Below are 25,881 nucleotides of genomic sequence, written 5' to 3'. Positions count from 1 at the left end.
GTTGCGCGGTCTGTTGGCCTGAACCTTCGTGCCGCATTTAGCATTCGGTTGGTATGTTCTTTTTCTTTTCCAACCGCCTGGGTTGCTTGGGCTCGATCCTGATCTCGGTGGTGCTGACGCTCATCCTGCTGGCTGCCTTCAGGGGCTTCTGAGCCCCGGGCGCTCTTGGCAAACACCAATCAGCCATTGAGGGCTGCCTGGATCGGCCGATCGTTGACCTGTACGCTTCAAGCTTTTCCGGCTGTAAGTCATTTCGAGAATTACTCTTGGTTTCGGACATGTTCCCACACCTTCGAGATGACCACCGATCCTTCGCCCACTGAAGATGCCACACGCTTGACGGAGCTGGCGCGTACGTCGCCGACCGCGAAGATTCCCGGCTGCGACGTGGCATAGGGCGAGCTTGCGTTGATTGCTTCTCCAGTCAGCACGAAGCCATGGTCGTCGAGCTTGGCCAGACCCGAGAGCCAGCCAGTATTGGGGGCGGCTCCCACCATGACGAACACGGCGCATGTCGAAATCGTGCGTGTCGCCCCATCGACCAGATTGCGGATCGTCACTGCATCGAGGTGATCATCGCCGTGGAGCGCGCTGACTTCAGCACCATATTCGATCGTGATTGCTGGGTCTGCCTCCAGACGGCTCGACAGGTACCTCGACATTGAGGTGGCGAGCGACTGCCCGCGCACCAGAAGGCGGACATGCCGGGCTGAACGGCTGAGAAACATCGCCGCCTGGCCCGCTGAGTTGCCGCCACCGATGATCACGGCCTCGGCATTCTTGCAGTAGCGAGCCTCGATCTCCGTCGCAGCATAATAGACGCCCGCGCCCTCGAACGCCTCGAGGCGTTCGATCGGGAGGCGCCGGTACTGGACGCCGGTCGCGACGACGACGGCTCGCCCTTGAACGCGCTGATCGTTCTCGAACGTCGCGCAGAACGCGCCGTCTTCGAGCCGCTCCAGCTTTACCACCCGCCGCGGCATCGCGAACCGCGTACCGAACTTCATTGCCTGGACCTCGCCTCGCCAGACGAGATCGGCACCGGAGATCCCAGTGGGAAATCCCATGTAGTTCTCGATCCGGCTCGAGGTGCCGGCTTGGCCGCCGATCGCGACGTCCTCCACCACCAACGCGCGGAGACCCTCCGCTCCCGCGTAGACGCCCGCCGCCACGCCGGCTGGGCCACCGCCGACGATGAGCACGTCGAATGCCTCATCGTCGACGAGGTGGTAGTTCAGGCCGAGCAACTGCGCGATCTTGTCGGGCGTCGGATCCGTCACGACGATATCCCGGCCGAAGATCACGGCCGGCCGGTCAGACGAAATCGAGCAGCTTTTCGCCACGGCCTCCGCCTCCGGGCTGCCTGACGCATAGGACCGATAGGGAAGCCGGTTGCGGCTTGCGAACTCTGCGATCCGCCGAACCGCCCGATCCTCATCCTCGCCGATCAGAACCAACGTGCCGTCATGCGAGTCGAGCTGCCGGCGCCGCCGTGCCGCGAGTACCGTTATGACGATGTCAGACATTTCGGGGATTTCGGACATCAGCCGCAGCATCTCCGAGCGCGGCACTTCGATCACGTTGGTATCTTTGACCGCCCGCATGGGCATTGACCAGCTGCCGCCGTTTAACAGCGAGATCTCTCCCATAAACTGCGTTGGCCCAAGAGTAGAAGGAAGATGGCGCTCATCCGTGAATGGATTCACCACTTCGACCTCGCCTTCTTTGACGTAGACGAAGCGGTCGGCCGGCTCGCCGGCGCGAGCGAGAAACGTTCCGGCCGGATAATGACGCTCGGTCCCCACGGCTTGAAGCGCGGCGACATGCGATGCTGCAAGGGGAACGCGCTGCATCTCGCGCAGATCACGGCCAATCGCTTCCATATTTCGCCCCCTTCGCAACATGGCCGGTGCGGCGTAGCATCGAACGCCAGTCTTCGGCAGACAAGGCGCGCGACCTCGCAGGTCGTTGGCCGCACGACCGATACGGGCAGGCGTTCAACTGCCTGCAACGAGGTGCCGTCCCGGTCAACCTTGGCCAAATGCAGAGATCCGCCGTGCCGATCATCGCCTTGGCCGCGGCCCGGCCGATATGCGGCCGTTTCGACCATACAGCCCGCCCAGCTGGTACCTCCGAAGCGAATATCGGCACAGATTGGATCACAAGCGACAGTCAGAAATCCGATTCGCAACGGGTCTTGCGAGCTATCGAAGACCTCCTGACCGAGCTTCGCGCAACGCCATCGGTGCTTTGAATTGATCGACTGGGTCTCTAGAGCTTGTTCACGCCAACAATGCAGAACCCATGCCCGAAAGGATCGCTGCAGAACGCAACGGGTGGAAAGCCCGGCACGCGGTGGACCTGTTCTGACCTTGCGCCATTGGCCAAGGCGCGTTCGAGCGTCCCTTCGAAGTCATCGACACGAAAATCGACGTGAACGGGTGTCCAATGGCGCTCATATCGGCGAAGGTCGTTGCTTCCTGGCGCCGGTGATGATCCAGCAGGTTTCGCGAGAAGCCCGATCGTCACATCGCCCGAGGTCAACATGGCGTAGCCGGCGTGAGGCCGGGATGTCTCGACGAAACCAAAGGCACCACCAAAAAACTTCAGACCCTCTTCGATCGACGGGACGTCGATGGAAACAGTTACCTTCATCTCAGCTATTCCCTTCGCTTGTATGTTGACCGGTCTTTACGGGGCTGAACGCGCATAAGGCCGCGATCCGGCCAGAACCTCGCCTTCCAGCATACGTCGGCTTCCCACAGCCACCCGGGCCTTCGCCGGCAGCGTGTGTTTCTAAATTCCGTATCGGGGTCGGCTTCGGACGCTGAGGCCGTGCCGGGTTCGATTCCGGCAGTCAGTGCGTCAGCACGATGTGGGTCGCAAGCTCCGTTGGGACCGTCTCCGTCACCCGATAGCCGAGGCCCAGCAGATCGATACCCGCAAACAGGTGCTCGCCCCGGCCCAGAACAATGGGCGACACCGCCAAGTGCAATTCGTCGATCGCGCCCGCAAGCAGATACTGGCGAACCGTCGACACACCGCCGCCGATCTTGACGTCCAGATCGCCGGCGGCGGCCTTGGTGTGCATCCGAAGGCGATGCCGGTGCAGCTGACCACCGAGGAGGAGTGGCGCACCTGGCTCCAGGCACCGACTGAGGAAGCGCTGAAGCTGCAACGACCATTGCCTAATGAGATGATGAGGGTCGTCGCGCGTAGCAACTGCAGGGATGAAGGCTAACAGCCCAAACTTTAGTTAGAGCTTTGCCCTCACAAAATGACTTTTCCCCTTATTTTCTTGGGTCATGCCCTTGATCTTCTTGGCGGGAAGATGATCTTCGGCGCTCGAGGGGCGCATAAATTTCGGACTGACACCGTGACAGAAGAGATCCAGGGGCAGAGCCCCGACTTCGTTGAGCTCGCGGCCGACATCGTCTCGGCCTACGTGACCAACAACTCTCTGCCAGTAGCTGAGCTGCCGGCATTGATCGCGAACGTTCACGCGGCCCTGAACGGCCTCGCCAGCAGCGCAGCTCAGCCCAATGCTGAGGAAGAGGTGGAGAAGGCCACGCCTTCGCAGATCCGCAAGTCGATCACGCCCGATGCGCTGATCAGCTTCATCGATGGCAAGCCCTACAAGACCCTGAAGCGGCACCTGACCACTCAGGGGCTTGATCCGCATGCCTACCGCCAGCGCTACGGCCTGCCCAACGACTACCCGATGGTGGCAGCCAGCTACGCCGCGCAGCGCTCGGAACTCGCCAAGTCCATTGGCCTCGGCCGCCCGGGCGGACGTGCGACGGAGACCGTCGAGGCTCCGAAAGGCCGCGGGCGTCGCAAGGCGGCCTGAAACCGTATCTGCTCGTCCAGTGCGAGCGGACTCAATGCTCGGCAGAGCTGCCAGTTGCCCTGCTGAGCACCGATGCTTACAGCGCCCCGATGGCTTCGGATTGGCGCGCGACGCGCAACTTGCAGGCTCGGCTGCGGCTTGAACGTGCTCTGCCCCCAACCTTTCCCGCTCCCGTGCTTCAGCACGCGCTGTCGCGCCCGCTGATCCCGCCCACGCCTCGTCTCGCCGTCGAGAGCTACTGGCGTAGTCACATCCTTCGTGCCGATTGCCTGGCCCGCGCCCTGGCCGCCCGTTCCGGCACGCCGGACGGCTGGACGTGGCAACTCGGCCCGGACACCGGCAGAGATCTGCAGGCCGGCTTTCGAACACCACCAGCTCCCTACCGCGAGCCCAACCACGCGCTCGGACGCGGTCACTGCTGCGTCTGCGGCCAGCCGGTCTACCGCTTCGGCTGGCACACGGATCTCTGGGGCGCCGGGATCCCGAACAAGAATGCGAGCTGGCATTCCGCGTGTGTGGCAGCCTGGAAGCTCTGGCTTGCGCCGAGTGATCAGATGAAGGCGCTAAAGAGCCGTCAGCGACACCGGTGTGCTGTCTCGGGCAAGCGCTTGCTGCGTACGGCCGAGGTCGATCACCGCCTGCCTTTGTACCGCGTCTGGCGCGAGCATCGCGGCGCATCCTGGCCGAGCCTGCTGGCGTTCTGGGGCGCGCCGAACCTGCAGGTGATCAACCGCTCCGTTCACGTTTCGAAATGTCAGGACGAGGCGGGAGAGCGGGCTCGTGTCAAGCGGGGGATCGCCCCTGATGCGGCGGCCGACGGTTGAGCACTGCATGACCGCGAGCTCTTACGCCGGAGGACGGCTCACTGCTCCGCGGGGCCGCCCGGATCCTGAGGCGCGCGCTCATTAGGATCAGCCGGTTTGCCGGAGCCGGGGATCTCTCTGCCGGCTGCGGTAGGTTCCGCGGTCGGCTGAGCCGCGCCTGTGATCTCGCCGCTCCTCCGCAACTCGCTCTTCGCACTGTCGTTCGCACCCGCCGCGCGTGACGAAGACGCGCCGTCGGACGGCTGCGCTAAGGCGGGACCCGACGCGGCCAGAACAAGCAGGGCGGCGAGGCTGGCGAGCGTGGGGCGCATCATCGGACGAATCTTCAGAGAAGTGGAGGCGGTTCAGGTGAACGCGAGAGAAACGCGACGTCACGGCTGAGAGTTCAAGCTTCTGACGAGGGGTCAGCTTCAACCGTCTGGGCTGCGTCGGCCGCTCGGCATTGATGAGGGCGCCGCTGACGGCTCCGAGTTGAATGAGTGCGAGCAACGGCAGGACGTGGATCAGGACAGCGACTACCGCGAGCGTCGCGTGGTTGATGGTCGTGGCGGGAGCTGAGATCGGCACAGCGCCGGCCGGCGGCGTGTTGGTCACCTTTGTTGGCCATGGCATAGCGTAGTCCATGAGCAGCGACGTTCCGCATCCGTACAGCATCGAGGTTGAGCCTCTGCCAAAGCCAGAGGGCCAGTTCGGCTGGCTCCTTCGTCGAAGCGGCAAGCTGATCGAGCGCTCGGATCGTGCCTACCGGAGTGAGGAGAAGGCTCGAGAGGCCGCCCTGGAAGCGGCTGAGCGCGACAGCAAGCCTGGGCCGGGCATGAGCCGTCGCTGAGAGGTGCTGCTACCGGCCGACTGCTTAGGCGCTGATGATCTCCTCCTGAAGCTCGGTCAGATAGCGCGTGAGCCGCAGAGTGATACCGAGATCCGCGCACTGGACCCAGATCGCCGTTGGCAGTGCAAGGCGATCGAGGCTGCGCAGGACTGACTCAGCTGAGAGCGCGGCTTCCCGCTCTGACTTGGTAGCCAGAAGGCGACGTCCACGCGGCGTGGCAATCATGACAGCGATCGTAGCCATGAGAGCCAACGGAGCGGACCCAACATCGTTGCGGAGGCAAGCTGGAGTTCCGTATCGGCCAGCAGTTGCAGAGGTACGCAGCGATGAATCCGCCTAGAAGACGTCACCCTCGTCCGCGTCGTAGCGGTAGGGATCCTTCGACTCAACCACGAAGGGAATGTGAATCGCCGGTATGATCTGCCCTCTCGCCACCGACTTGGGAGGTGTCGTGAGCATCGTGGCCCAGAAAGCGCCAGTTGCCAGGGCGAAGGCCAATGCCAGCATTGCGGCTGCGCGCATATGCACCCCCTACAGTGGATGTGACCAGCATAGGGCAACCATTGGCAGCGTACTATCAGTAAATACTAGCGCTGAATCTTAATACAAAATCCAAGATGCAGGAGCTTCCGACCTTGCCGGAAAGGCGAGCCTAGACCGCGGCCGGTCCTGGCGCGGGCCGGATGTGGCGCAACATCGGCTACTCGGCTGCGCCGGCGAAGGAAAAGCACGCCGCGGCGGACCGGGCGGGCTGAAGTTCATGAGGGTGCCATGCTGCTCGACCAACCGGCGGTGGGGCCGGTTGTTCAATCCGGTGTCCGCCTCCCTCAACCTCCGGGCCTGCCGCCATTGTCCTTGAGGAAGACGAGGCCGGCCGAGTACCATTCCTGACCACCGCATAATCCGAGAGGACGGCACCCGGCATCCGGCGTTGGTACAGGATGTCCCTCGTCAGCGACACCGACGCAACGGGCCTCAGACGCGTGATCCGGCGCCTGGACATCTGGTGCCGGTTCTTGGTTCTCGCTTGGCGAGAGATCAGGGACGTGCGGAGGTCGGCCGCTGGACGCGACGACGAGCTAAAGACCGACCTGGAAGGCCCGCGCCATGCCTCGTTTGCCCACCGTCCTCGTCGCCTTGAGCCTAGCTGCGGTCATGTCCGCGGGGGCGTGGGGGGCGATCCTCGTCGCGATGCAGGGACCCTTCGAGTGATGCCGCGAGACGCAAATGGGTCAGGCCGCAAACCGCGCGAGCCGTAAGCTAGTGGCCGCTCACGTCAGATAGCCCTTCGCTTTCAGGTGCTCGGTGCGGGCTGTGCAGATCATGCCAGGGCGTTCGGATGCGGCGTCGGGGTGCCCGAGTACAGCTTCGGTGTCAGCGGACACCCACTGTGCCGCTTGCGATGACCAAGGGTCAGGCGCCGGTCGCCCGTGTAGGCGCCGTACACGTTCACCGGTCCGTGGCAGGCTGGGCACCGCCGAGGCGCCATCCGGTAGGTGCTGTGCGCCTCAGCGAGCGTTGCGACCTTCCATGCACCATCCGCCTTCACCTCGCACACGCTAGGGCTCTTGGTCTTCATCGGCGCAGCTATGCCACGGCGGCCCTGCGCGACCAAGGCGCCGATCGCTCAGTTGTGCTTCCCGAACCGAGGGCTCCAGCCGCACGCCGGTGCCTGACCGTGCCCACCAGCAGGGGCTCACTCCAGCGAGGAGGTATCCAGCGCCAGAATTCGGCCGCAAGGTGCCTATCCGCCTGACGCTTACAGCTACCGGAGCTACTGCCCCTGCCGCATCGCCCGCTTCCGACTTCCTGCGCCCCACTTTTCTGCAAGGCTGACGCGATCGCAGGTGTCGTAAGCGGGACAGATGGTGTTCTCGCAGCGATGCCAATCGTCAATTTGGTTGCCGTTGCAGATGCCCAAGCCACCCTCGGCGCAGAAATGCCAGATCGCGAACTGCACGAACCGCGGGAAGACCGCTGGAAAAGCCGGGTTGAAGGCGCGAGCATCGATGTGCTGGGCCAGCATCTCGATGACGCTCATGCAGCCATCAGGGCCGTAGCAGCGAGCGCCGTAAGGGTGCTCTGCCCCGCAGCGTCGTAGGATGCCGGTGCGGTGCAGAAAGTTGTGAACCAGGGTGTCGATCGCGATCATCCAGGCGCCGGTTGTGACCCAGCGTTCACGGCTCAAGTCAGCGCCAAGCAGCAGATCCGCAAGAATCATCGACCAGAGCTTCGGGCCGGTGCCGCGCACGTTGCTCAGTGGCTCAAGGAGGGCGGCTCGCATAACCGCGCCGCGGTGAGTCACGTCCGGGCCGGGGTCAGCCTCGCGAAGGCGATGATCGATCCAGCCGACGATGTCGCCGTCGGAGACGTCGCGCAGGAACAGGTAGAGGCTGTAGGCGGCTTGGTTGAGGGTTCCCTTCCGCAGCGTGTGTCGCGGTAAGGGGCAAAGCGGCAGATGAAGGGGTTCAGAGCAGGTCTGGTTGCCCTTCCGGTAGGCGCAGGCATCGAAGTGCCAGTAGCTCGTCAGGCGCGGACAGGAGGGCTGCTCCTCGAGTGCGGCCTCGATGTCAGCCCATGTCACGCTGCCGTGCTGTTCGACGTAGGCGAAGGCGATCGCATCTGAGATGCCCTGCAGGCCCACAAGGCGCATACTCCAGTCGAAAATTGGCGCTGCTTCCCGACGGGCTAAGCCCGCTGTTACTCCGTTCCTCCAAGCGCCCCTCCGCAGCCTGCAGAAGAGACGTCGGCGCAAGCTCGAGCACGAGGCGCACAACGTTTAAGGCACGCGCAAGCTTCTCAGCACGCTCCCCTAACATGGCCACGCCCCGCTCGGTTACCAAACGTCGGGCATAGCAAAGCCAGTAATAGAGGGGTCAAGCGCCCGTGTGCGGCCTTAATGCTTTGGCGCGAGCTACCAAGCTCCGACAGAGCCGCCCAGCTGCGCCTCGTAAAAGCCAATTACAACCGCAGTTAAGTCGAGGCGACTGGATGTGCCAGCGTAGTAGACACTGCCCACATCGGAACCAATGTGCTCAGCGGGATCGCCGAGTGCATATGGCGAGTCATGCGTGTTAGACATTAACAGCGAGCTAGCAGACAATGACCAACAATAAGCGCACCATGCATCACTACCAGCAATGGGTGGACGAGTTAGTGAGCGATATGGGTATGACGCCATACTTCATGAACTTCATGTTCAAGGAACTGAACAAGTCCCAGACTGCCAGCTTGGCGATCATGATGAGAGAGGTTGAACGGGTGTATGCTACCCTTGCAACTCGCATCGTTCGCAACCCTAGCGGCAGACATGCTCACAGGAAACTGCCAATTTGGATCGCGTGCCCCGACTACCCCATCTACAAGCGGGAGCGAGACAACGTCTCGTTTCAACACCTAAACGAGGGCTTACATGTGAACAGCGTTAGTCTTTTCCACCCAGGCACACGCATGCAGACGAGCATCGATGACCACTTTGACGAAGATCCATCCCTCTATGTTCGGCCAGAGACTCCACTCGCACGGGTACATATACGTCCCATCACGGAAGATGCCGGAAATGTTGCTGGCTACGCTTTGAAATCGATCAAGACTGGGCGTTCGACCTTTGCGGATGTGCTCATTCTTCCGAAAACGCGTTCTGAGCTACTATGAAAGGTGCTGGTTTGACGCTGCGAGCAAAGTCGGGCGCTCCAGCGCCCGACTGACCTTCTTCTACAAGGCTTGAACCCGGCAAATAAGGTCGCCTTATAACAAGCGGATTTTCGTTGCCGAATATTTCTTCCATGACCCTCGCTCTGCAATCCGAACAAAGGTAACTCTTGCTTTTTGACCGGGCTCGATACCCATGATGCGGCCCAGTTGTTTCTCAGTCAAGCTAATTTCGAGAATGTGCCCTGGCTCTCTGTAGTCGATATCATCCCGCAAATCGGCAAGAAAGTCCGCGCTGGGTTGATATTTGAAGAAAACAGACTCCGTCTCGTCGGGAATAGGCTCTGCGGCATGCTTGAGCGTTTTTGTCTTGCCTTTCTTCTTTGCCTCTTTGCGCGCGAGTCGCTCAATGCCGCCCGCATCCTTGATCAATTGCGGAATTTCATTGATATCCGCTTCAGCTTCGACGAATGGATTTAGCGCCTTGAAGTACTTGCTGACGCGCTTTTTTTGTTGTTTTCCCCTTCCTGGGACGATGCAGCTTAGCACGCACCGAAGTGCTTCGGCCTGCTGTGGCTTTCGCGCTTCAGCCGAGTCGATTTCGTTCCGCTCCAAAAAGGCTAGCCACTGTAGCTCGTTGGAGCGCAAATAGATCGCGATGCCACATGCGTTAGCTAATTCGCACCGTAAACCTTCACGGGATGCTGCTTGAAGAGAGATTAATGTCTCTCGCGAGGCAGATACCGCTCTAGTTACGTCTTCCGTGCACGTCAGCTCAACATTCTTGACTCGAATCTTCCGTCCTGTTGTGGCTGGCGTTTGCGTTGATGCCCTCGCCGCACCCGCCCTGTTCGCTTTAAGCGAATTTGATTTCTTGCTCGGTGAACCCTCTGCGTGTGAAGCCGAGTCCGAGCGTCCTCTGGTCGCTTTCATCGCCCAACCCCTCCATCATTGATAGCTTGGAGGAGCGCGGTGAGGTCTTCAGCCCGCCAGAGGGAAACTCGCGAGCCGAGCTTCACGGGAGCAGGATAGATGCCCTGCCTTATTCCCGCGTACCAAGTGCTTCTGCTTATCGGGAGAATCCCGTGTGGGCTGATGATGCGCGGAAGCCGCACATAGCCTGTCGTTGGAAAGTTTTTGATGTAGTTCATCGCTGTTCCTCGGTTCGAGAACGAGGACAGTGTTGACACAGCCGTTCGAGGCTGAGGCCGATTTCGGCTTCGTCAAACCGATTTCGGTTTCAACGCCTTCTTGGCACCCTTTTGTCTGCCCAAAGACTATCCTCTGGCACAAGCCAGTTGAACTCAAGTGCATTGGCCGCATCCTTCAAAAAATCCCTAATGGTACCAACCTTAACATCTACGGGCTCACCAATGTAACGAAGTGCATCTTCGATCTCTGCTGCTGCTTTATTGCGCTGGTCAGTTCGATATCCAAAGACAGCTATAGCAAGACCTAGAACTATTCTGTATGATGTTTTCTTGCGATCAAAGACATCCGCATCATTGCCCGTTGTGCTCGCTTCCAGCTTAAGCACACGCTGCTCAAGCTCACTGGCGCGAGCACATGATTGCTCATAAAGCGATCTATAGTTTATAAGACGCTTGCTATTTTGCTGTATAACGTCATTCATTCTTTGTGGAATTTCAATTTCATTAGCAACGAACCAATTAAAGAATTGCTGTGGCCGATTCGGTGATTTTATGTCCCCTGCCTCAAGCGCACGCGACAGTTGCTGCAACCTCTGCTTGAAAGCACCGACGAACAACGACCTGGAACCGATCGCGGACAATGACTCCAGATTCACAATATTCGGGCATTTCCCGAATGATAGAGCCGCCGCTTCAGCAACCGTCCATGTAGCTAAAGAAGCCCATTTTGCAAAATCAGCTGTTGCTTCAGGCTCATTGAAGAAGCGATTCAGATCGAGCTCGGCAGCCCGTTGTGAACGGCGAATGTTCTCGGCCGTCAAATCGCGTGATTTAATTTCATGATAGGCCGCATGCAAATCGTCAGCGGATTTTCTCCACAATGCTTCTTCTAAGCTCTGGCCTTCCTCGATGACTTGCCGTAGTTGCTCCAGCATCGCTTTAGAGGGAGGATTTTTCGGACTTCCCCATTCCTGCCCGTCACTTTCCAGTGGCCATTTAATGCGCTGCCACGTTTCCTTGACTATGAGATCGCTCGTGTCTGGATGCCCTTTGTTTTCACTCATTGCACCGTCTAATGCGTCACGAATTTCTTTGGAGAAGCGAGGAAAAGTTCGTTCAATGATGTAAAAGATCTTTTTTTCTTCCCCCGACATGAGATATCTCCTCCGATGTACAAAGCTATGTTTGATAGATCGTATAATCAGTCCACATCTGCATGAGTTCTCGGCGCTTTTGCAGAAGGTCACCTCGGCGATAGGCCGCCTCTACTCTACTTTCAACGGCATGTGCCAAAGCCATCTCCGCGACTTCTCGAGGCAAATTCGTTCGCTCGGCCGCCCAGTCGCGGAACGAGGAGCGGAAGCCATGTGCGGTGATGGGCATTTCCATCCGCCTCAATGCCATCAAGAAAACCATGTTCGAGAGCGGCTTGCCTGAGCGCCCGGGGAAAATCAGAGCGCCCTCCCCTGCTATGGCCTTAGCCCGCAAGAGAACCTCAACGGCACGGCCGCTGAGTGGTACCCGGTGCTCGCGCCCGGCCTTCATCCGCGCCGCAGGTACCGTCCACAGTGCCTCGGTCTCATCGATCTCGGCCCAGGTGGCGCCGAGCACCTCGCTGGTGCGGGCAGCGGTCAGGATCAGGAACTCGAAGGCCAGTCGCGCTAGCTCGCCCTGCCCTGAAGCACGGAGCTTCGCGACGAACTCTGGAACACTCGCGTAGGGCAGCGCAGCATGATGCTCGTCGCGTTCTCCTTGCTTCGGCAGGCCCTTTGTGACGCCTTCAACCGGATTATCACCGCTGCGGTGCCCGGCTGCTTTGGCCCAGTCGAGCACAGTTTTGATGCGCTGGCGCACCCGCCGTGCGGTTTCCGGCTTGGTCAGCCATATGGGCGAGAGCACCCGGAGAACATCCGGCGAATCAATCTGATCGATGCGCTTCGCGCCGAGGTGTGGATTGGCGTAGGTTCTCAGGGTGGTGACCCATTGAGCCGCGTGTTTGGCATTCTTCCACGACGCCTTGTGCTCGGCATGCACCTGTTCCGCAGCTTCAGCGAATGTTGGAACCGCAACCTGCGCCCGACTCCGTTCAGCTAGCGGGTCGCCACCGTCGCGGGCCAGCTTCCGATAACTGAGAGCCTTCTCGCGGGCTTCAGCGATGGTGACGAGAGCGGCTCCGCCTAAGCCTATATCACGTCGCCTGCCTTGCACGACGGTTCGCAGCAGCCACCGCTTTGAGCCCGAGGGCTCGACCACGAGGTAGAGGCCGTTGCCGTCGGCGTAGCGGCCCGGCACCTTGAGTGCGCGCACCTGGACATTCGTAAGTGCCTTGTCTGGGTGCTTGCCCTTGCCGCCCATCGCAGTGTCCGTCGAACATCGACCACCCACATTTTCACCCACATCGAATGTGGGCTGTCAATGGATCTGATAGGACGAAGTCGGACAAACTTGTCGCGTTAAATCGACCGCTATATAGCTGATGAAGCTGCTGTTTTCATACAGCAGCGGCGGCCGTCGCATCTCACTGGACTATCCGACCGGGCGGACTCCCTCTCCGCCACTTCGCTCAAGTCGCTCCCAGACTTGAGCCACGGCACGCATCTCTCAGCTCGCCTCGATCGGTCCTCCGTCGGCCGGCAGGTCCGATCTGGATGTAACCCTCGTCAGCCCGCACGCAGCGCTCGTCTGCGTGGACGGTACTTCGCCGGCTTCGACTTCGCTGCTACCGGAACGCGGCCCGGCAGCGCGACGCTGCATGGTCAGGACCCGGCGAAGAGGTGAGCGTAGATGGACGAGACCGTATCCCGCAAAGTGCTCTGGCGGCTCGTTCCGTTCCTGATGCTCTGCTACTTCGCGGCCTTCCTCGACCGGGTGAATGTCGGCTTCGCGGCGCTGACGATGAACCGGGACCTCGGCCTCTCCGCCGCCGTCTACGGGCTCGGCGCCGGGATCTTCTTCCTCGGCTACTTCCTGTTCGAGGTGCCCAGCAACATCATCCTGGAGAAGGTCGGGGCGCGCCGCTGGATCGCGCGCATCATGATCACGTGGTCCCTCGTCTCGGGCTGCACCGCCTTCGTGGCGGGCGAGTGGTCGTTCTACCTCGTGCGCTTCCTGCTCGGGGTTGCCGAGGCGGGCTTCTTCCCCGGCATCATCTTCTACCTGACGAACTGGTTCCCGTCCGAGCAGCGCGGGAAGGTCGTCGGCACCTTCATGATGGCCATCCCGATCTCCTCCATCATCGGTTCGCCCCTCTCTGCCTGGATCATGGCCGCCACAGACGGATCGCACGGTCTCGCCGGCTGGCAGTGGCTCTACCTGATCGAGGCGGCTCCGAGCTTCCTTCTAGGCTTCGCCGTGCTCGCCTACCTGACCGATCGGCCCGAGGAGGCCCGCTGGCTCGCACCCGAGGAGCGCCGCTGGCTGAGCGAGCGGATCGCGCGCGACCGGCGGGAGAAGGTCGAGGTCCGGAAGATCAGCCTCGCGCAGGCCCTGGTTCATCCGCGCGTGCTCGGCCTCAGCCTCGTCTATTTCGGAATCAGCACCGGGCTCTACGGCATCGGCCTGTGGCTGCCGCAGATCGTCCGGGAGTTCGGGCTCAGCACGCTCCAGACCGGGTTCGTCACGGCCATCCCCTACGCGGTCTCGGCGGTGGGCATGGTCCTGTGGACGCGCCACTCCGACGCGAAGATGGAGCGCACGTGGCACGTCGCCCTTCCTGCGGTCATCGGTGGTCTCACCCTGGCGGCAGCGGGTTACGCGCCCTCGCCCGCCCTCTCCATGGCCGCCCTCAGCCTCGCGGCGCTCGGCGTCTTCTGCGCGATGCCGACCTTCTGGACGCTGCCCACCGCTCTCCTGACCGGAAGCGCCGCCGCGGGCGGAATCGCCCTGATCAACTCGATCGGCGGCCTCGGCGGCTTCGTGGGTCCCTACATGATCGGCTGGATCAAGGACGCGACGGGCCAGTTCGGCCTCGCGCTGCTGGCGATCGCGGGCTTCATGGTCGCCGCGGGCCTACTGACGCTCGTGGTCGGCTCCGTCCGCCCAGGATTCCGCGACAAGCCCTCGCCGGCCGAATGAGCGGGGTCCGCGACCGAGGCGCCCTCGCTCAGCGAGGCGGATCGGGAGGCGGTGCGCAAGCGGACCCACCGACACGAGGCTTGCGGAATCGGCCAAGTCATCGGGAGGGCAAGGCCGAGAGGAGGGCGCGATGGACGAGGAGACGATCAAGAGGCTGTCCGACGCCGTCCACGAGGCCGCGAGCGCGCTGAATAGGGCGATGGCCTACGCGGTCCAGAGCGGGCTCCGCGTCGACATCGAGCCCGAGCCCTCACACCTGTCGGTCGGTCACAACCCGATCCCGATCCTCAGGGTCCACGTGTACCAGGAGCGGTAGCCGCGGACCGCGAGGCGGACGACACTCAGCGTCGATAGCCGCGCCGGTACACGACGGTTCTCGGCCCGCGATAACTGCGCCGCACCACGGTGCTCCGCGCGCCATGATAGCCGCGCCGGACTCCGACCGCCGCATTTGGCCCGACGCAGCCGGCCCGCACCACGCCTCGGGCGCAGACGACGGCGCCCGCGTCCACGGGCACCATCGCGAGAAGGCCCACCGCGACGGCGAGAGCCGGCAGAAGCTGTTTCATCGCACAATCTCCACTTCGCTCGGTGGCGGTGAGGACCGGGGCGTCCCCGACCCCAACGGGACCGCACCCGCCCTCGTCAGGCGGGCGAGATCAAATCTGGCGCGAGCCCGCGATCGATGGTGCCGGGGCGGAAGCGTCCGCTGCCACCAGGCACCCGGACGGCTCAGGGGGTCGCGAGCATGCGCAGGCAGGTTCCGGCCTTCTCCGCGGCGGGGCGCGCATCCGCCTCGCTGATCTTGCCGGCCTCCACGAGGGAGCGCGTCTGGGCCACGACGGTGTCGCGCAGCGTCTCCAGGCTCTTCATGTTGCGGATGGAGGCGTCGTAGATGATCCGGGAATCGGCCGGCAGGCCTGCCGCGCAATGGGCCGCGGCCGGGTTTCCGCCCCCCGCCTGTGCCATCTGCTTCGGCGCGGAAGCGCCGGTCGCCGTCACGGGCTCCGCCGGGGCAGCCGCGGCCGAAGGCGCTGCCGCGTTGGTCGCGGCGACGGCCGTACCGGCAAGGGCGGCGCCCGCCAGGGCCGAACCGGCGAGCGCGGCGCCCGGGGCACAACGCCAGCAGCGGGCGAAATACGCCTCGCGCGCCAGGGCCGGCCGTGCGACGCCGCCCACCGCGACGCCGCGCCACCCCCGCGCAACCCAGAATGCGTCGGCAGGCGCCGCGAACCCGGCGATGGTCGCGCCGGCGAGGATCGTGAGAACAAGCCGTCGCATCGCTGCCTCCCTTAAGGGTCGGGATTCGGGAAGGGCACGGATTGCGCCCCCTCGGTGTGGGCCGTCGAGAAGACGCGGTCCTCGATCGGCGGGTCGATGGCCCAGTCGGAGAAGGTGACCGTATTGCGCGGGCGGCCCGGCGCATTCGTATCCGTGACCCAGAGCTGGCGTGGCAGGCGATCCTGCACGCCGATCCAGATCTGGGCCTGGGCGTCCCGATCCGCGAAGGCGACGACATCGGTCTCGACACCCCCGACGAGGCGCGAGCGTCCCACCACGAAGGCCCGCGTCAGGCCCTGCGTCAGGGCTTGCGCCGGGTCCGTCACGATCATGTCCGCGAAGGCCTGCCCCTCGCCCGTCGCCGCTGCCTCCGCCTTCAGGGCTGCGTCGAGGCTCGCGGGAGCCGGCTCGGTCGCGACGGTGCGAAGGTCGGGGCGGAAGAGGGTCAGGCTGCGGCCATCGGCCACGAATTCGCGCGAGGGACCGTCGCCGTCCGTCACGACGCGAAGCCGGTCCGGCCGCAGCAACGCGACGCGGCTGCGCACCGTGTAAAAGATCGACTGGCCCTCGCCGTTGGGGACGTCGTGGACCGCGACCGCCGTGAAGCTCAGGCTTCGCGCCGCGGCGAGGGCGTCGCCGGCCGATCGCAGGAGCGCCACCGCAGCCGGCTCGACCATTTCTCCTGCGACCGGCGGTGCTTGCGCCCCGGCGCGGCGCGCGGATGGCAGAAGCGTCAGGGTCGCCGCGAGCATGGCAAGACCCGCGGCCGCGCGGGCAGACCGGAGCCCGTTCGAGTTCGGGGGCCCTCTCATCGTTCCCTCCCGACCATCCTGCCCGCGCCGTCACGGCCAGGCGCGGTGGATCCGCGGCGTCTCACCGGGCCCGCGACCATCACCCGGCACAGGGAGGGGTCGCAGGGACGTACCTCCGGCAGGCTTGTCCGCCGGCCCCGCACTGCTTGCGCCGTGTGATCGACTTGGCGTCGCAAGCGCAGTGCAGCCGGAGGCCGCAAGCTTTCATCGGCTCTTCCCGGCATTCGGGAAGAGCTTGTCTGAAACGGAACGAAGATTATGCCCCCGATTATCTCCAGTCCATGCCGAAAACCGTACAAACGTTGCCAAGCAGACACCCCGATGACAACATCTATTTTATCGGCTTAATCAAGGAATATCGCAGATTTGGTGCAAACTGTACATTGCACAGACTTCGCATCGCGCGCGGCAAGTTCCTCCGTGCTCCGCCGGAGACGCCCCGCCGACTGGGAGGACGGGACTTGATCGTCCGAGCGCTCGCAGCATCGCTCGCCCTCGTCGGCTGCGCGGTCGCGATCCTGTATGTCGCGCAGCCGCACGCTGATCTGCGGATCGCGGTCGGCCCGGCGGGCGGCACGATGCAGCGGCTCGTCGCGGCCGTCGCCGCGGCAAACGCGAAGCTGCATCCGCGCGTGCGCCTCGTGCTGGTCGAGGCCGACACGCTGGAGGCCGCCGCCCGCGACCTCGAGGAGGGACGCGTCGATCTCGCGGTGATCCGAAGCGACCTGCGGCCGCCGAGCAACGCCCAGACCGTCGCGATCCTGCGCCGCGACGTGGTCGCCGTGCTGCTCCCGCGCCACAGCGGCATCGAGCATCTCGGGCAACTCGCCGGACATTCCGTGGTGCTGCCGGCCGGCCCCGCCGCGGTGGACAATGCACGCCTCCTCGACCAGTTGCTCGGCTACTTCGACGTGCCGCCTGGGAGCGTCTCGCGGATGGTCCTGCCGGCCGACGAGGTCGGGCGCGCCGTGCAGGCGCGGAAGGCAGCCGCGATCCTGGCCGTCGGGCCGATCGGGCCGGGCGCCGTCGTCGACGCCGTCTCGGCTCTCGCGCGCGCGGAGAAATCGGCGCCGAAGCTTCTCGCCATCGGCGAGGCCGAGGCCATCGTGAAGCGGCTCCCGGGCTACGAGCAGATCGACATTCCGGCCGGGGCGTTCCGCGGGAGGCCGGAGGTTCCGGACGACACCGTGACGGGCATCGCGGTGACCTACCGGCTCGCGGCGTCCCGCGCGATGCTCGACATTCTCGCGGCGGCGGTCGCGCGGACGGTCCTGACCATGAAGCCGATGCTTCTCGAAGCGACGCCGCTGGCAAGCCAGATCGAGGCGCCGGACACCGATGAGAAGGATCCCTTCCTGCCGATCCATCCGGGCGTCGCCGCCTATCTCAGCAGCGGGGACCAGAGCTTCTTCGACACTTCGCAGAATTATCTCTACGTCGCCGGCATCCTCGTCAGCGTCGCGGGCTCGACGCTGGCGATCCTCGCGGACCGGCGGCGGCGACGTCAATCCGACCGGGACCGCAAGGTGCTGCTGCACCTCGTCGGGATCGCCGAGCGCGCGCGCGACGCCGATGCCGCCAGCCTCGCGCGCCTCGACGGCGAGTTGCACGGGCTCCTCGCGGCGGCTCTGACCCGGCAGGCCGAAGGCCGCTCCGGACCGGACCAATGGGGTGTCGTCGCGGCTGCGGCCGCCCATGCCCGCCACGTCATCGCCGGCCGACAGGCGTGTCTCTCCGGCTCGGCGGGTGCCCTCTCCGGGCCGAGCCTCGACGGATCCGAGACATGGGTACGCAACCCCACAAGTCACAATCCGAGTTGATGGTACTTATTGCCTGGACTAACCAAAGGTGGCATGGTCGATATTCGCAATCTGATCATAATTGTACTCGGGCGCACCAGATTTCGCGATCGTGATCCGTACAGGAGCGCACGCACATGGTGGTCGTCGGCCTTGCCCTCCTCGCCGCCACCGTCGCACGTCCGGCAGCCGACCAGGTTCCGGAGTTCGACGTTCGGCCGAGTTGCCACGCGGCGACCTCGCTCATGACCCTCGATCCGAAGCGCGAGAAGCGCTGCCTCGACGACGAAGCGACGGCCCGCAGCGAGGTCGCGAGACAATGGGCGAGTTTCCCGGGCGTCGAGCGGCAGCGATGCGCGGCGGAGGCGCAGCTGAACGGAATGCCGAGTTACGTCGACCTCCTCGAGTGCCTCACCCTCGCCCGTGAGGCGAAGGCGGGCGCGAACTGACCGGGGGCGCCCGGCCGAGGCGCCGCAAACCGGTCGCACCGCTGCCTGGGCGGAGCCTTCCATGCTGAACGAAAGCCGCCCGTCATTCTCCGTTCCGGATCATCCTGGCCTGACGCGCCGCCCTTGGCGGTCCCTGCCCGCCGCGATCCTGATCCTGCTCGGCGCCTGCAACGAGCGGAACCAGTACATCGCACCGCCGCCGCCCACCGTGTCCGTGTCCCAGCCGGTCGAGCGGCCGATCACGCGATATCTGGAGATGACGGGCAACACGCAGGCCTTCGCGTCGGTCGATCTGGAGGCGCGCGTTCAGGGGTTTCTGGACTCGATCACCTACAAGGACGGGGCGCACGTGACGAAGGGCACGACGCTCTTCGGCATCCAGCGCGACACCTACGAGGCGCAACTCAAGCAGGCGCAGGGCAGTCTCGCTTCCCTCGATGCGGCACGCTCCAACGCCCAATCCGAATATCAACGTCAAGCCACGCTCGGCAAACAGGAATTCGCTTCGCAGGCGCATGTCGAGGACACCAAGACGAAGCTCGACCAGGCCACGGCCTCGGTGACGGAGGGGCAGGCGAACCTCGATCTCGCCCGGATCAACCTCGGCTACACGCAGGTCCAGGCGCCCTTCGACGGCATCGTGACGAACCACCTCGTCGATGTCGGCGGCCTCGTCGGGGTCGGCGGACCGACGAAACTCGCCACGATCGTGCGGGTCGATCCGCTCTACGTGTACTTCAACGTGAGCGAGCAGCAGGTGCTGCAGGTCAAGGCAAGTCTCACGAAGCAGGGCCGGACCCTCGGCGATATTGCGAAGATCCCGGTCGAGATCGGGCTTCAGAACGAGGCGGGCTATCCCCATGCGGGGCACCTCGACTACGTGGCGCCCCAGATCGATCCCGGTACCGGCACCCTGCTCGCCCGCGGCCTGTTCGAGAACGGCGGGCACGCCCTGATGCCGGGGCTGTTCGTCCGCGTGCGCGTGCCGGTGCAGCATCAGGAGAAGGGCCTCCTCGTGCGAGACGATGCCATCGGCACCAGCCAGCAGGGCAGCTACGTCCTCGTCGTCGGGTCCGACGACGTCGTGATCCAGCGCCCGATCACGACGGGCCAGCTCGAGGGGCGCTACCGCGTGGTCGAGGCCGGGCTCTCGGCCGGAGAATGGGTGATCACCGACGGGCTCCAGCGCGCCGTGCCCGGCTCGAAGGTCGTTGCGCAGAAGGTGGTGCAGGAAGCGGTGGCCGATGCGCGGCCATCCGCCCCGGCTCCGGCCCAGCGCTGAGGCGTCTTCCCTCCGCGCTCCGGAAAGGCCCGAGCCGACCATGATCTCGCGCTTCTTCATCGAGCGGCCCGTCCTCGCCAACGTGCTCGCCCTCGTCATGGTGCTGATCGGGGCGGTCGCGCTCTGGAACCTGCCCGTGGCGCAATACCCAAACGTCGTCCCGCCGACCGTCCAGGTCACGACGCGCTACCCGGGCGCCAGCGCGCGCACCGTCGTCGACACGGTGGCGCTACCGGTCGAGCAGCAGGTCAACGGCGTCGAGGGCATGCTCTACATGCAGTCGACCAGCGCGAGCGACGGCACCTACACGCTGACCGTCACGTTCGCGATCGGCACGAACGCCGATCAAGCCCAGGTTCTCGTGCAGAACCGTGTCGCCATCGCGATGCCCTCGCTGCCTCAGGCCGTGCAGGTCCAGGGCGTCACCACGCAGAAGAAGTCGACGGCGATCCTGCAATTCGTCACCCTGTCCTCGCCGGACGGACGCTTCGACAGCCTGTTCCTGGCCAATTACGCCGTGATCAACCTGCAGAGCGAGCTGGCGCGTCTGCCGGGCGTCGGAACCGTGTCGGTCTTCGGCGCCGGGCAATATGCCATGCGGATCTGGCTCGACCCCGATCTCGTGCAGTCCCGCGGGCTCACGCCGAGCGACGTGATCAGCATCGTCCAGCAGCAGAGCCAGGAGGTCACGGCCGGGGCGGTCGGGATGCCGCCCGCGCCCAGGGGTCAGGACTTCCAGTACACGCTCAACGTGAAGGGCCGGCTCGACGAGGCGGCCGATTTCGAGAACATCATCCTCAAGGCCGATGCGCAGGACGGCGGACGGATCACGCGGCTCCGCGATGTGGGCCGGGTGGAGCTCGGCGCGCAGAGCTACAGCCAGTCCTTCACGCTGAACGGGCGGCCGGCCGCTGGAATCGGGATCTACCAGCTGCCGGAAGCGAACGCGATCGCCGTCGCGAGCGAGGTCCGCGCCCGGATGGACACGCTCGCCAGGGCCTTTCCGCCGGGCCTCGTCCACACCATCCCCTTCGACACCACGACCTTCGTCGAGGCCTCGATCCGCGAGGTCTACCTGACCCTGTTCGAGGCCGGGATCCTCGTCCTCATCGTGATCATGGTCTTCGTTCAGGATTGGCGGGCGATGCTCGTGCCGGCGACGACCGTCCCGGTGACGATCATCGGCGCCTTCGCGGCGATGGCCGCCCTCGGTTTCACGGTCAACCTCTCGACCTTGTTCGCCATCGTCCTGGCGATCGGCATCGTCGTCGACGACGCGATCGTCATCGTGGAAGGCGTCGCCCGCCACATCGAGCGGGGCCTGTCGCCGCGCGAGGCGGCGGAGACCGCGATGGGCGAGCTGTTCGGGCCGATCATCGGGATCACCCTTGTCCTGATGTCGGTCTTCATCCCGGCCGCCTTCCTGCCGGGCCTGACCGGCCAGCTCTACAAGCAATTCGCCCTCGTGATCGCGGCCACCGCCCTCATCAGCGCGGTCAACGCCCTCACCCTGAAGCCGACGCAATGCGCCCTCTGGCTGCGCGAGCCCGTGCCGCCGGAGCGCCGCAACGTCTTCTACCGGGCCTTCAACCGGGTCTACGGCCTCGCGGAAGACGCCTATGCCCGGCTGATCGCCCGGATGGTCCGGCACAGCCTCGCCCTCGTGATCGTCGCGCTCGCGCTCTCGGGCCTGGCGGGCTGGGCGCTGACCCGCCTGCCGACCGCCTTCCTGCCCGTCGAGGATCAGGGATACGTCCTGATCGGGGCGCAGTTGCCGGACGGCGCCTCGAAGGAGCGCACGGACGCGGTGATGCAGCGTCTGAGCAGCCTCGCGCGGGAGGTGCCGGGCATCGATCAGGTGCTCACGATCAGTGGGATCTCGGTCCTCGATTCGAACGCGAGCCTGCCCAATGCCGGGGTCGCCTACGTCGTGCTGAAGCCCTGGGACGAGCGCGCGGGGATGCCGGGCCAGGACCTGCGCAGCCTCTACGGTCGCTTGAACCGGATGCTCGACGGGGTCGAAGAGGCGGCCACCTTCGTGCTGGTGCCGCCCCCGATCCAGGGCATCGGCAATGCCAGCGGCTTCACGATGCAGGTGGAATTGCGCAACGGCAGCTTCGACTACACCCTCCTGGAGGGGCTGACCCGGACCATCGTCGCGAACGGCAGCGCGCAATCCGCCCTGCAGAGGCTCAACACCTCCTTCCGCGCCGGCGTGCCGCAGATCGCCGTGTCCGTCGACCGGATCAAGGCCGAGGGCCTCGGGGTCACCGTGGGGCAGGTGTTCTCGACCCTGTCCGGCTATGTCGGCTCGGCCTACGTGACGCAGTTCAACAAGTTCGGCCGCACCTTCCAGGTCTACGTGCAGGCCGCCTCGGAATACCGGCTTCGGCCTGAGGACATCGCGAACCTCTACGTCAAGGCCGGCAACGGCACGATGGTACCGCTCGGAACCCTGGTCACCGTGAGGACGGTGCAGGGTCCCTCGCTGATCAGCCTCTACAATCTCTACCCGACGGCCACGATCGTCGGCGGCCCGGCGGCGGGCTACAGTTCAGGCGAGGCGATCGGGCTGATGGAGGAGATCGCCGGGACGGTGCTGCCGCTGGGCACCGGCTACGACTGGACGGCGATGTCCTATCAGGAGAAGGCCGTCGGCGCGCAGGTCTACCTCGTCTTCGCCCTGGCGCTCGTGCTCGTCTACTTCGTCCTCGCAGGACAGTACGAGAGCTGGATCCTGCCGCTGGCGGTGCTGCTCGCCGTGCCGCTGGCGCTGCTCGGCACCGTCGGCGCACTCGCCGCGCTCGGAGCCGCCAACAACCTCTACACGCAGATCGGCCTCGTTCTGCTCATCGCCCTCGCCAGCAAGAACGCGATCCTCATCGTCGAGTACGCGCGCGAGAAGCGGGGAGAGGGCATGGAGATCGTAGCGGCCGCCGTCGAGGCCGCGCGGCTCCGGTTCCGGCCGATCCTGATGACCTCCTTCGCCTTCATCCTCGGCGTGCTGCCCCTCGTCACGGCGAGCGGCGCGGGCGCGGCGGCGCGCAAGTCGATCGGCATCGCGGTCTTCAGCGGCATGCTCGCCTCGACCTGTCTCGCCGTCTTCTTCGTGCCGCCCCTCTACGTGGTTCTGCAACGCGTCGAGGAGTGGCGGGCGCGGCGAAGCACGCCGGCGCGCACCGCGCTGCCGCCGCTGTCCGGCCCGCTCTGAAGGGGTTCGGCCAGGGGTCGGCGCGGCCCTGGCGGAGGCGGATGGGAATCGAACCCACCATACGCTGTTGGCGTATCGCTGGTTTTGAAGACCAGGAGGGCCACCAGACCCCGTTCGCCTCCGCACGAGGTGGTAGCAGCCCGCCGGAGGCGGGACAATCGCACCCGCGGCGGCCCCGGCGGCCTCAGCCTGGCAGCAGCTCCGCCGCTCAGTCCTGCAGGCCCATCGTCAGGAACCCCGTCCGGAGTTCCTCCGACATCGGGATATCAAGCCGCTCGCCGTTCGGCAGCCGCTTGAGGAACCACTTGTCGTAGATCCAGCGCAGTTCGCGCGAGGCGGCGAGGCGGCGGAACGTGTCGCCGACGAGGGCGGCGAGGTCCGGATCGTCCCGGCGGAACATGACGGCGTAGGGCTCGAAGGAGAGCTTCTCCGGCAGCACGGTGTAGGCCGCGCCCTCGCGTCCCTCCCCCGCCTTCAGGCCGTAGAGCAAGACCTCGTCGGTGGCGAAGGCGTCGGCGCGCCCGTCCTTGAGCAGCGCGAAGGATTCCGCGTGATCCCCGGCCGTGAGGATCTCAGCCGCGATGCCGGACTTGGCGAGCATGGCGCGGAGCGGGGCCTCGTTGGTCGTGCCCGCCGTGACGACGACCTTGCGGCCGCCGAGGTCCCGGTAAGACCGCAGGCCGGATTCGCGCGTGACAAGGAGCTTCGTCGCGCTGACGAACAGGATCGGCGAGAAGGCGACGCTCTTGCGCCGCTCCGCGTTCGTCGTCGTCGAGCCGCATTCGAGATCGACCATGCCCGAGGTCACGGCTGGGATGCGGCCCTCCGCGGTGACCGGCTCGTAGCGGATGCGCAGGCCCTCCCGCCCGGTCGCCCGGCCGATATCGTCGACGATTTCCTGGCAGAGGTCGATCGAGTAGCCGATCGGGCGCCCGCCCTTCTCGACGAAGGAGAACGGGACCGAGCTCGACCGGTATCCGATCACGACCTCGCCGGTCTCCGCGGCCTTTCGCAATGTGCCCGTCAGCACCTCGATGGCGCGCGCGGGGGCGGCGCCGAGGCAGAGGGCCAGCGCGCAGGCGACCCTGGTCGCGAAGGAAGCGAACATCGCGCGTCTCCGCGGGTTCGGCCTACTCGGCCGGCGAGGGCAGCGGGCTGACGTCCCGGTCGAGCCGCTGGTCGGTCCCGGCGAGTTGCCCCTCCCATTTCGCGACGGCGACCGTCGCGACGCTGTTGCCGAGCACGTTCGTCGCCGACCGCCCCATGTCGAGAAACTGGTCGATGCCGATGATGAGCAGGAGCCCGGCCTCGGGAATGTTGAACTGCGACAGCGTCGCCGAGATGACGACGAGGGAGGCGCGAGGCACACCGGCCATGCCCTTCGAGGTCACCATCAGGAGACCGAGCATCGTGATCTGCTGGCTCCAGGTGAGCGGGATGCCGTAGGCCTGCGCGATGAACATCACCGCGAAGGTGCAGTACATCATCGAGCCGTCGAGGTTGAACGAGTAGCCCATCGGCAGGACGAAGGACGTGATCCGGTTCGGCACCCCGAACTGCTCGAGGTTGTTCAGCGTCTTCGGATAGGCGGCCTCGCTCGAGGCCGTCGAGAAGGCGAGGATGAAGGGCTCCCGGATCAGCCCGAGCAGCCGGGAGATGCCGCCCAAGCCGACGAGGAGAAAGCCGGCGAGGAGCAGCAGGCACCAGAGCACAGACAAGCTCAGGTAGAACTCGACCAGGAACTTGCCGTAGGTGACGAGGACGCCAATGCCCTGCGTGGTGATCGTCGCCGCGATTGCGGCGAAGACGGCGACGGGGGCGAACATCATCACGTAGCCCGTCACCTTGAGCATCACGTCGGCCAGCGCCTCGACGCCCTGGGCCAGGAACCTCCCCTTCTCCCCGAGGGCCGCGAGCGCGACGCCGAAGAAGATCGAGAAAACCACGATCTGCAGGATCTCGTTGTTCGCCATCGCCTCGACGGCGCTCTTCGGCACTAGATGGGTCACGAAGTCCTTCAGGGAGAGCGAGGCGGTCTTGAGCCCCGTTCCCGCGCCGGTATCGGGCAGCGGCAAGTTCAGGTTGTGACCGGGCTGCATGATGTTGACGAGGAGGAGGCCCAGCGCCAGCGAGCAGAACGAGGCGCCGACGAACCAGATCAGCGCCTTTCCGCCGACGCGCCCCACCGAGGCCGTGTCACCCATATGCGCGATGCCGACGACGAGCGTCGAGAAGACCAGCGGAGCGATGATCATCTTGATCAATCGCAGGAAGACGTCGCTGATCAGAGAGATGTAGCCCGAGATCTCCTTCGCGGTCTGGGGATCGGGCCAAGTGATGCTGCAGGCGTATCCGACGCCGATCCCCAGAACCATGCCGATGAAGATCATCGTCGTCAGGCGGTTGCCGCTCACGGGCGTCTCCTCGGCACCTTCGGCATCTCGGCCGCATCATCGGTTCTGAGCAGGAAGCGTGCCGCGCGCAAGCTCAGCAAGGACCCCGGCCCGGGCGGGACTGGACGCAAAGGGCCGCGCTGTCACGAAAGACCGCCTCCTTCGCACCCTCAACTCACGAAGCCGCGACTGCGATTGCCGCCGATGCTTGCCGGAACTCGGCCGGCGGCGCAGCAGGCGACGGCCTTCACGCACCTCGCCAGCGAAACGGCCTG

The 25,881-nt window shown here is 64.7% G+C and carries 22 protein-coding genes, 1 tRNA gene and 2 pseudogenes; 11 read left to right on the top strand and 14 right to left on the bottom strand.

Annotation, left to right across the window (positions count from 1 at the left end):
- Positions 1-260: 260 nt before the first annotated feature.
- The 3 genes and pseudogenes from J2X36_RS19425 to J2X36_RS19415 form a co-directional block, all read right to left on the bottom strand.
- On the bottom strand, positions 261-1,883 hold the full coding sequence (locus J2X36_RS19425; protein ID WP_310352821.1) for an FAD-dependent oxidoreductase: 1,623 nt from the start codon (positions 1,881-1,883) through the stop codon (positions 261-263).
- 388 nt (positions 1,884-2,271) lie between these two features.
- Positions 2,272-2,655 carry a VOC family protein gene (locus tag J2X36_RS19420; protein WP_310352818.1) on the bottom strand — a complete coding sequence of 128 codons (384 nt, stop codon included), beginning with the start codon at positions 2,653-2,655 and terminating at the stop codon, positions 2,272-2,274.
- A 202-nt stretch (positions 2,656-2,857) separates the two neighbouring features.
- Positions 2,858-3,082, bottom strand: a pseudogene (locus tag J2X36_RS19415) (dihydrofolate reductase family protein); the annotation flags it as partial.
- On the opposite strand from J2X36_RS19415, the pseudogene J2X36_RS19410 reads away from it, so the two are divergent.
- The 4 genes and pseudogenes from J2X36_RS19410 to J2X36_RS19395 form a co-directional block, all read left to right on the top strand.
- Positions 3,068-3,241, top strand: a pseudogene (locus tag J2X36_RS19410) (SOS response-associated peptidase); the annotation flags it as partial. The pseudogenes J2X36_RS19415 and J2X36_RS19410 overlap by 15 nt on opposite strands.
- A gap of 135 nt (positions 3,242-3,376) precedes the next feature.
- Positions 3,377-3,850, top strand: a complete 474-nt coding sequence (locus tag J2X36_RS19405; RefSeq protein WP_310352815.1) for a MucR family transcriptional regulator — start codon at positions 3,377-3,379, stop codon at positions 3,848-3,850.
- A gap of 89 nt (positions 3,851-3,939) precedes the next feature.
- Positions 3,940-4,674: a hypothetical protein gene (locus J2X36_RS19400; protein ID WP_310352813.1), complete on the top strand. Its 735-nt coding sequence runs from the start codon at positions 3,940-3,942 to the stop codon at positions 4,672-4,674.
- Between the two features lie 622 nt (positions 4,675-5,296).
- Positions 5,297-5,503 (top strand): hypothetical protein, encoded by a 207-nt coding sequence (locus J2X36_RS19395; RefSeq protein WP_310352810.1) that lies wholly within the window; start codon positions 5,297-5,299, stop codon positions 5,501-5,503.
- 24 nt (positions 5,504-5,527) lie between these two features.
- Here the strand turns inward: J2X36_RS19395 and J2X36_RS19390 are convergent, their stop codons facing one another.
- Positions 5,528-5,746 carry a hypothetical protein gene (locus J2X36_RS19390; RefSeq protein WP_310352808.1) on the bottom strand — a complete coding sequence of 73 codons (219 nt, stop codon included), beginning with the start codon at positions 5,744-5,746 and terminating at the stop codon, positions 5,528-5,530.
- A gap of 1,531 nt (positions 5,747-7,277) precedes the next feature.
- A complete protein-coding gene (locus J2X36_RS19385) occupies positions 7,278-8,147 on the bottom strand; it encodes a hypothetical protein (RefSeq protein ID WP_310352805.1) in 870 nt (289 codons plus the stop codon).
- 458 nt (positions 8,148-8,605) lie between these two features.
- Here J2X36_RS19385 and J2X36_RS19380 point away from each other — a divergent pair, with 458 nt between their 5' ends.
- On the top strand, positions 8,606-9,157 hold the full coding sequence (locus J2X36_RS19380; RefSeq protein ID WP_310352804.1) for a hypothetical protein: 552 nt from the start codon (positions 8,606-8,608) through the stop codon (positions 9,155-9,157).
- Positions 9,158-9,250: 93 nt separating this feature from the next.
- On the opposite strand, the gene J2X36_RS19375 is transcribed toward J2X36_RS19380, so the two are convergent.
- The 3 genes from J2X36_RS19375 to J2X36_RS19365 form a co-directional block, all read right to left on the bottom strand.
- The gene (locus J2X36_RS19375; protein ID WP_310352801.1) at positions 9,251-10,087 is read right to left on the bottom strand and encodes a hypothetical protein; all 837 of its coding nucleotides are present in this window, start codon (positions 10,085-10,087) and stop codon (positions 9,251-9,253) included.
- A gap of 307 nt (positions 10,088-10,394) precedes the next feature.
- Positions 10,395-11,459: a hypothetical protein gene (locus tag J2X36_RS19370; RefSeq protein WP_310352799.1), complete on the bottom strand. Its 1,065-nt coding sequence runs from the start codon at positions 11,457-11,459 to the stop codon at positions 10,395-10,397.
- A gap of 25 nt (positions 11,460-11,484) precedes the next feature.
- Positions 11,485-12,660, bottom strand: a complete 1,176-nt coding sequence (locus J2X36_RS19365) for a phage integrase central domain-containing protein (RefSeq protein ID WP_310352796.1) — start codon at positions 12,658-12,660, stop codon at positions 11,485-11,487.
- A gap of 429 nt (positions 12,661-13,089) precedes the next feature.
- Here J2X36_RS19365 and J2X36_RS19360 point away from each other — a divergent pair, with 429 nt between their 5' ends.
- Complete coding sequence (locus J2X36_RS19360) at positions 13,090-14,379, top strand: MFS transporter (RefSeq protein WP_310352794.1); 1,290 nt, start codon at positions 13,090-13,092, stop codon at positions 14,377-14,379.
- Between the two features lie 130 nt (positions 14,380-14,509).
- Positions 14,510-14,695 carry a hypothetical protein gene (locus J2X36_RS19355; protein ID WP_310352791.1) on the top strand — a complete coding sequence of 62 codons (186 nt, stop codon included), beginning with the start codon at positions 14,510-14,512 and terminating at the stop codon, positions 14,693-14,695.
- A 25-nt stretch (positions 14,696-14,720) separates the two neighbouring features.
- Here the strand turns inward: J2X36_RS19355 and J2X36_RS19350 are convergent, their stop codons facing one another.
- The 3 genes from J2X36_RS19350 to J2X36_RS19340 form a co-directional block, all read right to left on the bottom strand.
- On the bottom strand, positions 14,721-14,948 hold the full coding sequence (locus J2X36_RS19350) for a hypothetical protein (RefSeq protein ID WP_310352790.1): 228 nt from the start codon (positions 14,946-14,948) through the stop codon (positions 14,721-14,723).
- A 163-nt stretch (positions 14,949-15,111) separates the two neighbouring features.
- Complete coding sequence (locus J2X36_RS19345) at positions 15,112-15,660, bottom strand: hypothetical protein (protein WP_132252094.1); 549 nt, start codon at positions 15,658-15,660, stop codon at positions 15,112-15,114.
- Between the two features lie 11 nt (positions 15,661-15,671).
- On the bottom strand, positions 15,672-16,472 hold the full coding sequence (locus J2X36_RS19340) for a DUF2092 domain-containing protein (protein ID WP_310352789.1): 801 nt from the start codon (positions 16,470-16,472) through the stop codon (positions 15,672-15,674).
- Between the two features lie 461 nt (positions 16,473-16,933).
- On the opposite strand from J2X36_RS19340, the gene J2X36_RS19335 reads away from it, so the two are divergent.
- The 4 genes from J2X36_RS19335 to J2X36_RS19320 all read left to right on the top strand — a co-directional run bounded on the left by J2X36_RS19335 (position 16,934) and on the right by J2X36_RS19320 (position 23,213).
- Complete coding sequence (locus tag J2X36_RS19335; protein WP_310352787.1) at positions 16,934-18,292, top strand: TAXI family TRAP transporter solute-binding subunit; 1,359 nt, start codon at positions 16,934-16,936, stop codon at positions 18,290-18,292.
- Between the two features lie 116 nt (positions 18,293-18,408).
- Positions 18,409-18,720 (top strand): hypothetical protein, encoded by a 312-nt coding sequence (locus J2X36_RS19330; RefSeq protein WP_132252100.1) that lies wholly within the window; start codon positions 18,409-18,411, stop codon positions 18,718-18,720.
- Positions 18,721-18,781: 61 nt separating this feature from the next.
- Positions 18,782-20,002 (top strand): efflux RND transporter periplasmic adaptor subunit, encoded by a 1,221-nt coding sequence (locus tag J2X36_RS19325; RefSeq protein ID WP_310352786.1) that lies wholly within the window; start codon positions 18,782-18,784, stop codon positions 20,000-20,002.
- A 40-nt stretch (positions 20,003-20,042) separates the two neighbouring features.
- A complete protein-coding gene (locus J2X36_RS19320) occupies positions 20,043-23,213 on the top strand; it encodes a multidrug efflux RND transporter permease subunit (RefSeq protein WP_310352783.1) in 3,171 nt (1,056 codons plus the stop codon).
- Positions 23,214-23,242: 29 nt separating this feature from the next.
- On the opposite strand, the gene J2X36_RS19315 is transcribed toward J2X36_RS19320, so the two are convergent.
- From J2X36_RS19315 to J2X36_RS19305, 3 genes are all read right to left on the bottom strand, one after another.
- A tRNA-Sec gene (locus J2X36_RS19315) sits at positions 23,243-23,335 on the bottom strand.
- A gap of 86 nt (positions 23,336-23,421) precedes the next feature.
- Positions 23,422-24,321 (bottom strand): amino acid ABC transporter substrate-binding protein, encoded by a 900-nt coding sequence (locus tag J2X36_RS19310; RefSeq protein WP_310352782.1) that lies wholly within the window; start codon positions 24,319-24,321, stop codon positions 23,422-23,424.
- Positions 24,322-24,343: 22 nt separating this feature from the next.
- On the bottom strand, positions 24,344-25,627 hold the full coding sequence (locus J2X36_RS19305) for a dicarboxylate/amino acid:cation symporter (RefSeq protein ID WP_310352780.1): 1,284 nt from the start codon (positions 25,625-25,627) through the stop codon (positions 24,344-24,346).
- Positions 25,628-25,881: the final 254 nt, after the last annotated feature.

It is taken from the genome of Methylobacterium sp. BE186, from assembly GCF_031457035.1.
Lineage (GTDB): Bacteria > Pseudomonadota > Alphaproteobacteria > Rhizobiales > Beijerinckiaceae > Methylobacterium > Methylobacterium segetis.
Note: the sequence above shows the minus strand (reverse complement) of the source record. Positions and strands in the feature narration are given on the sequence as shown.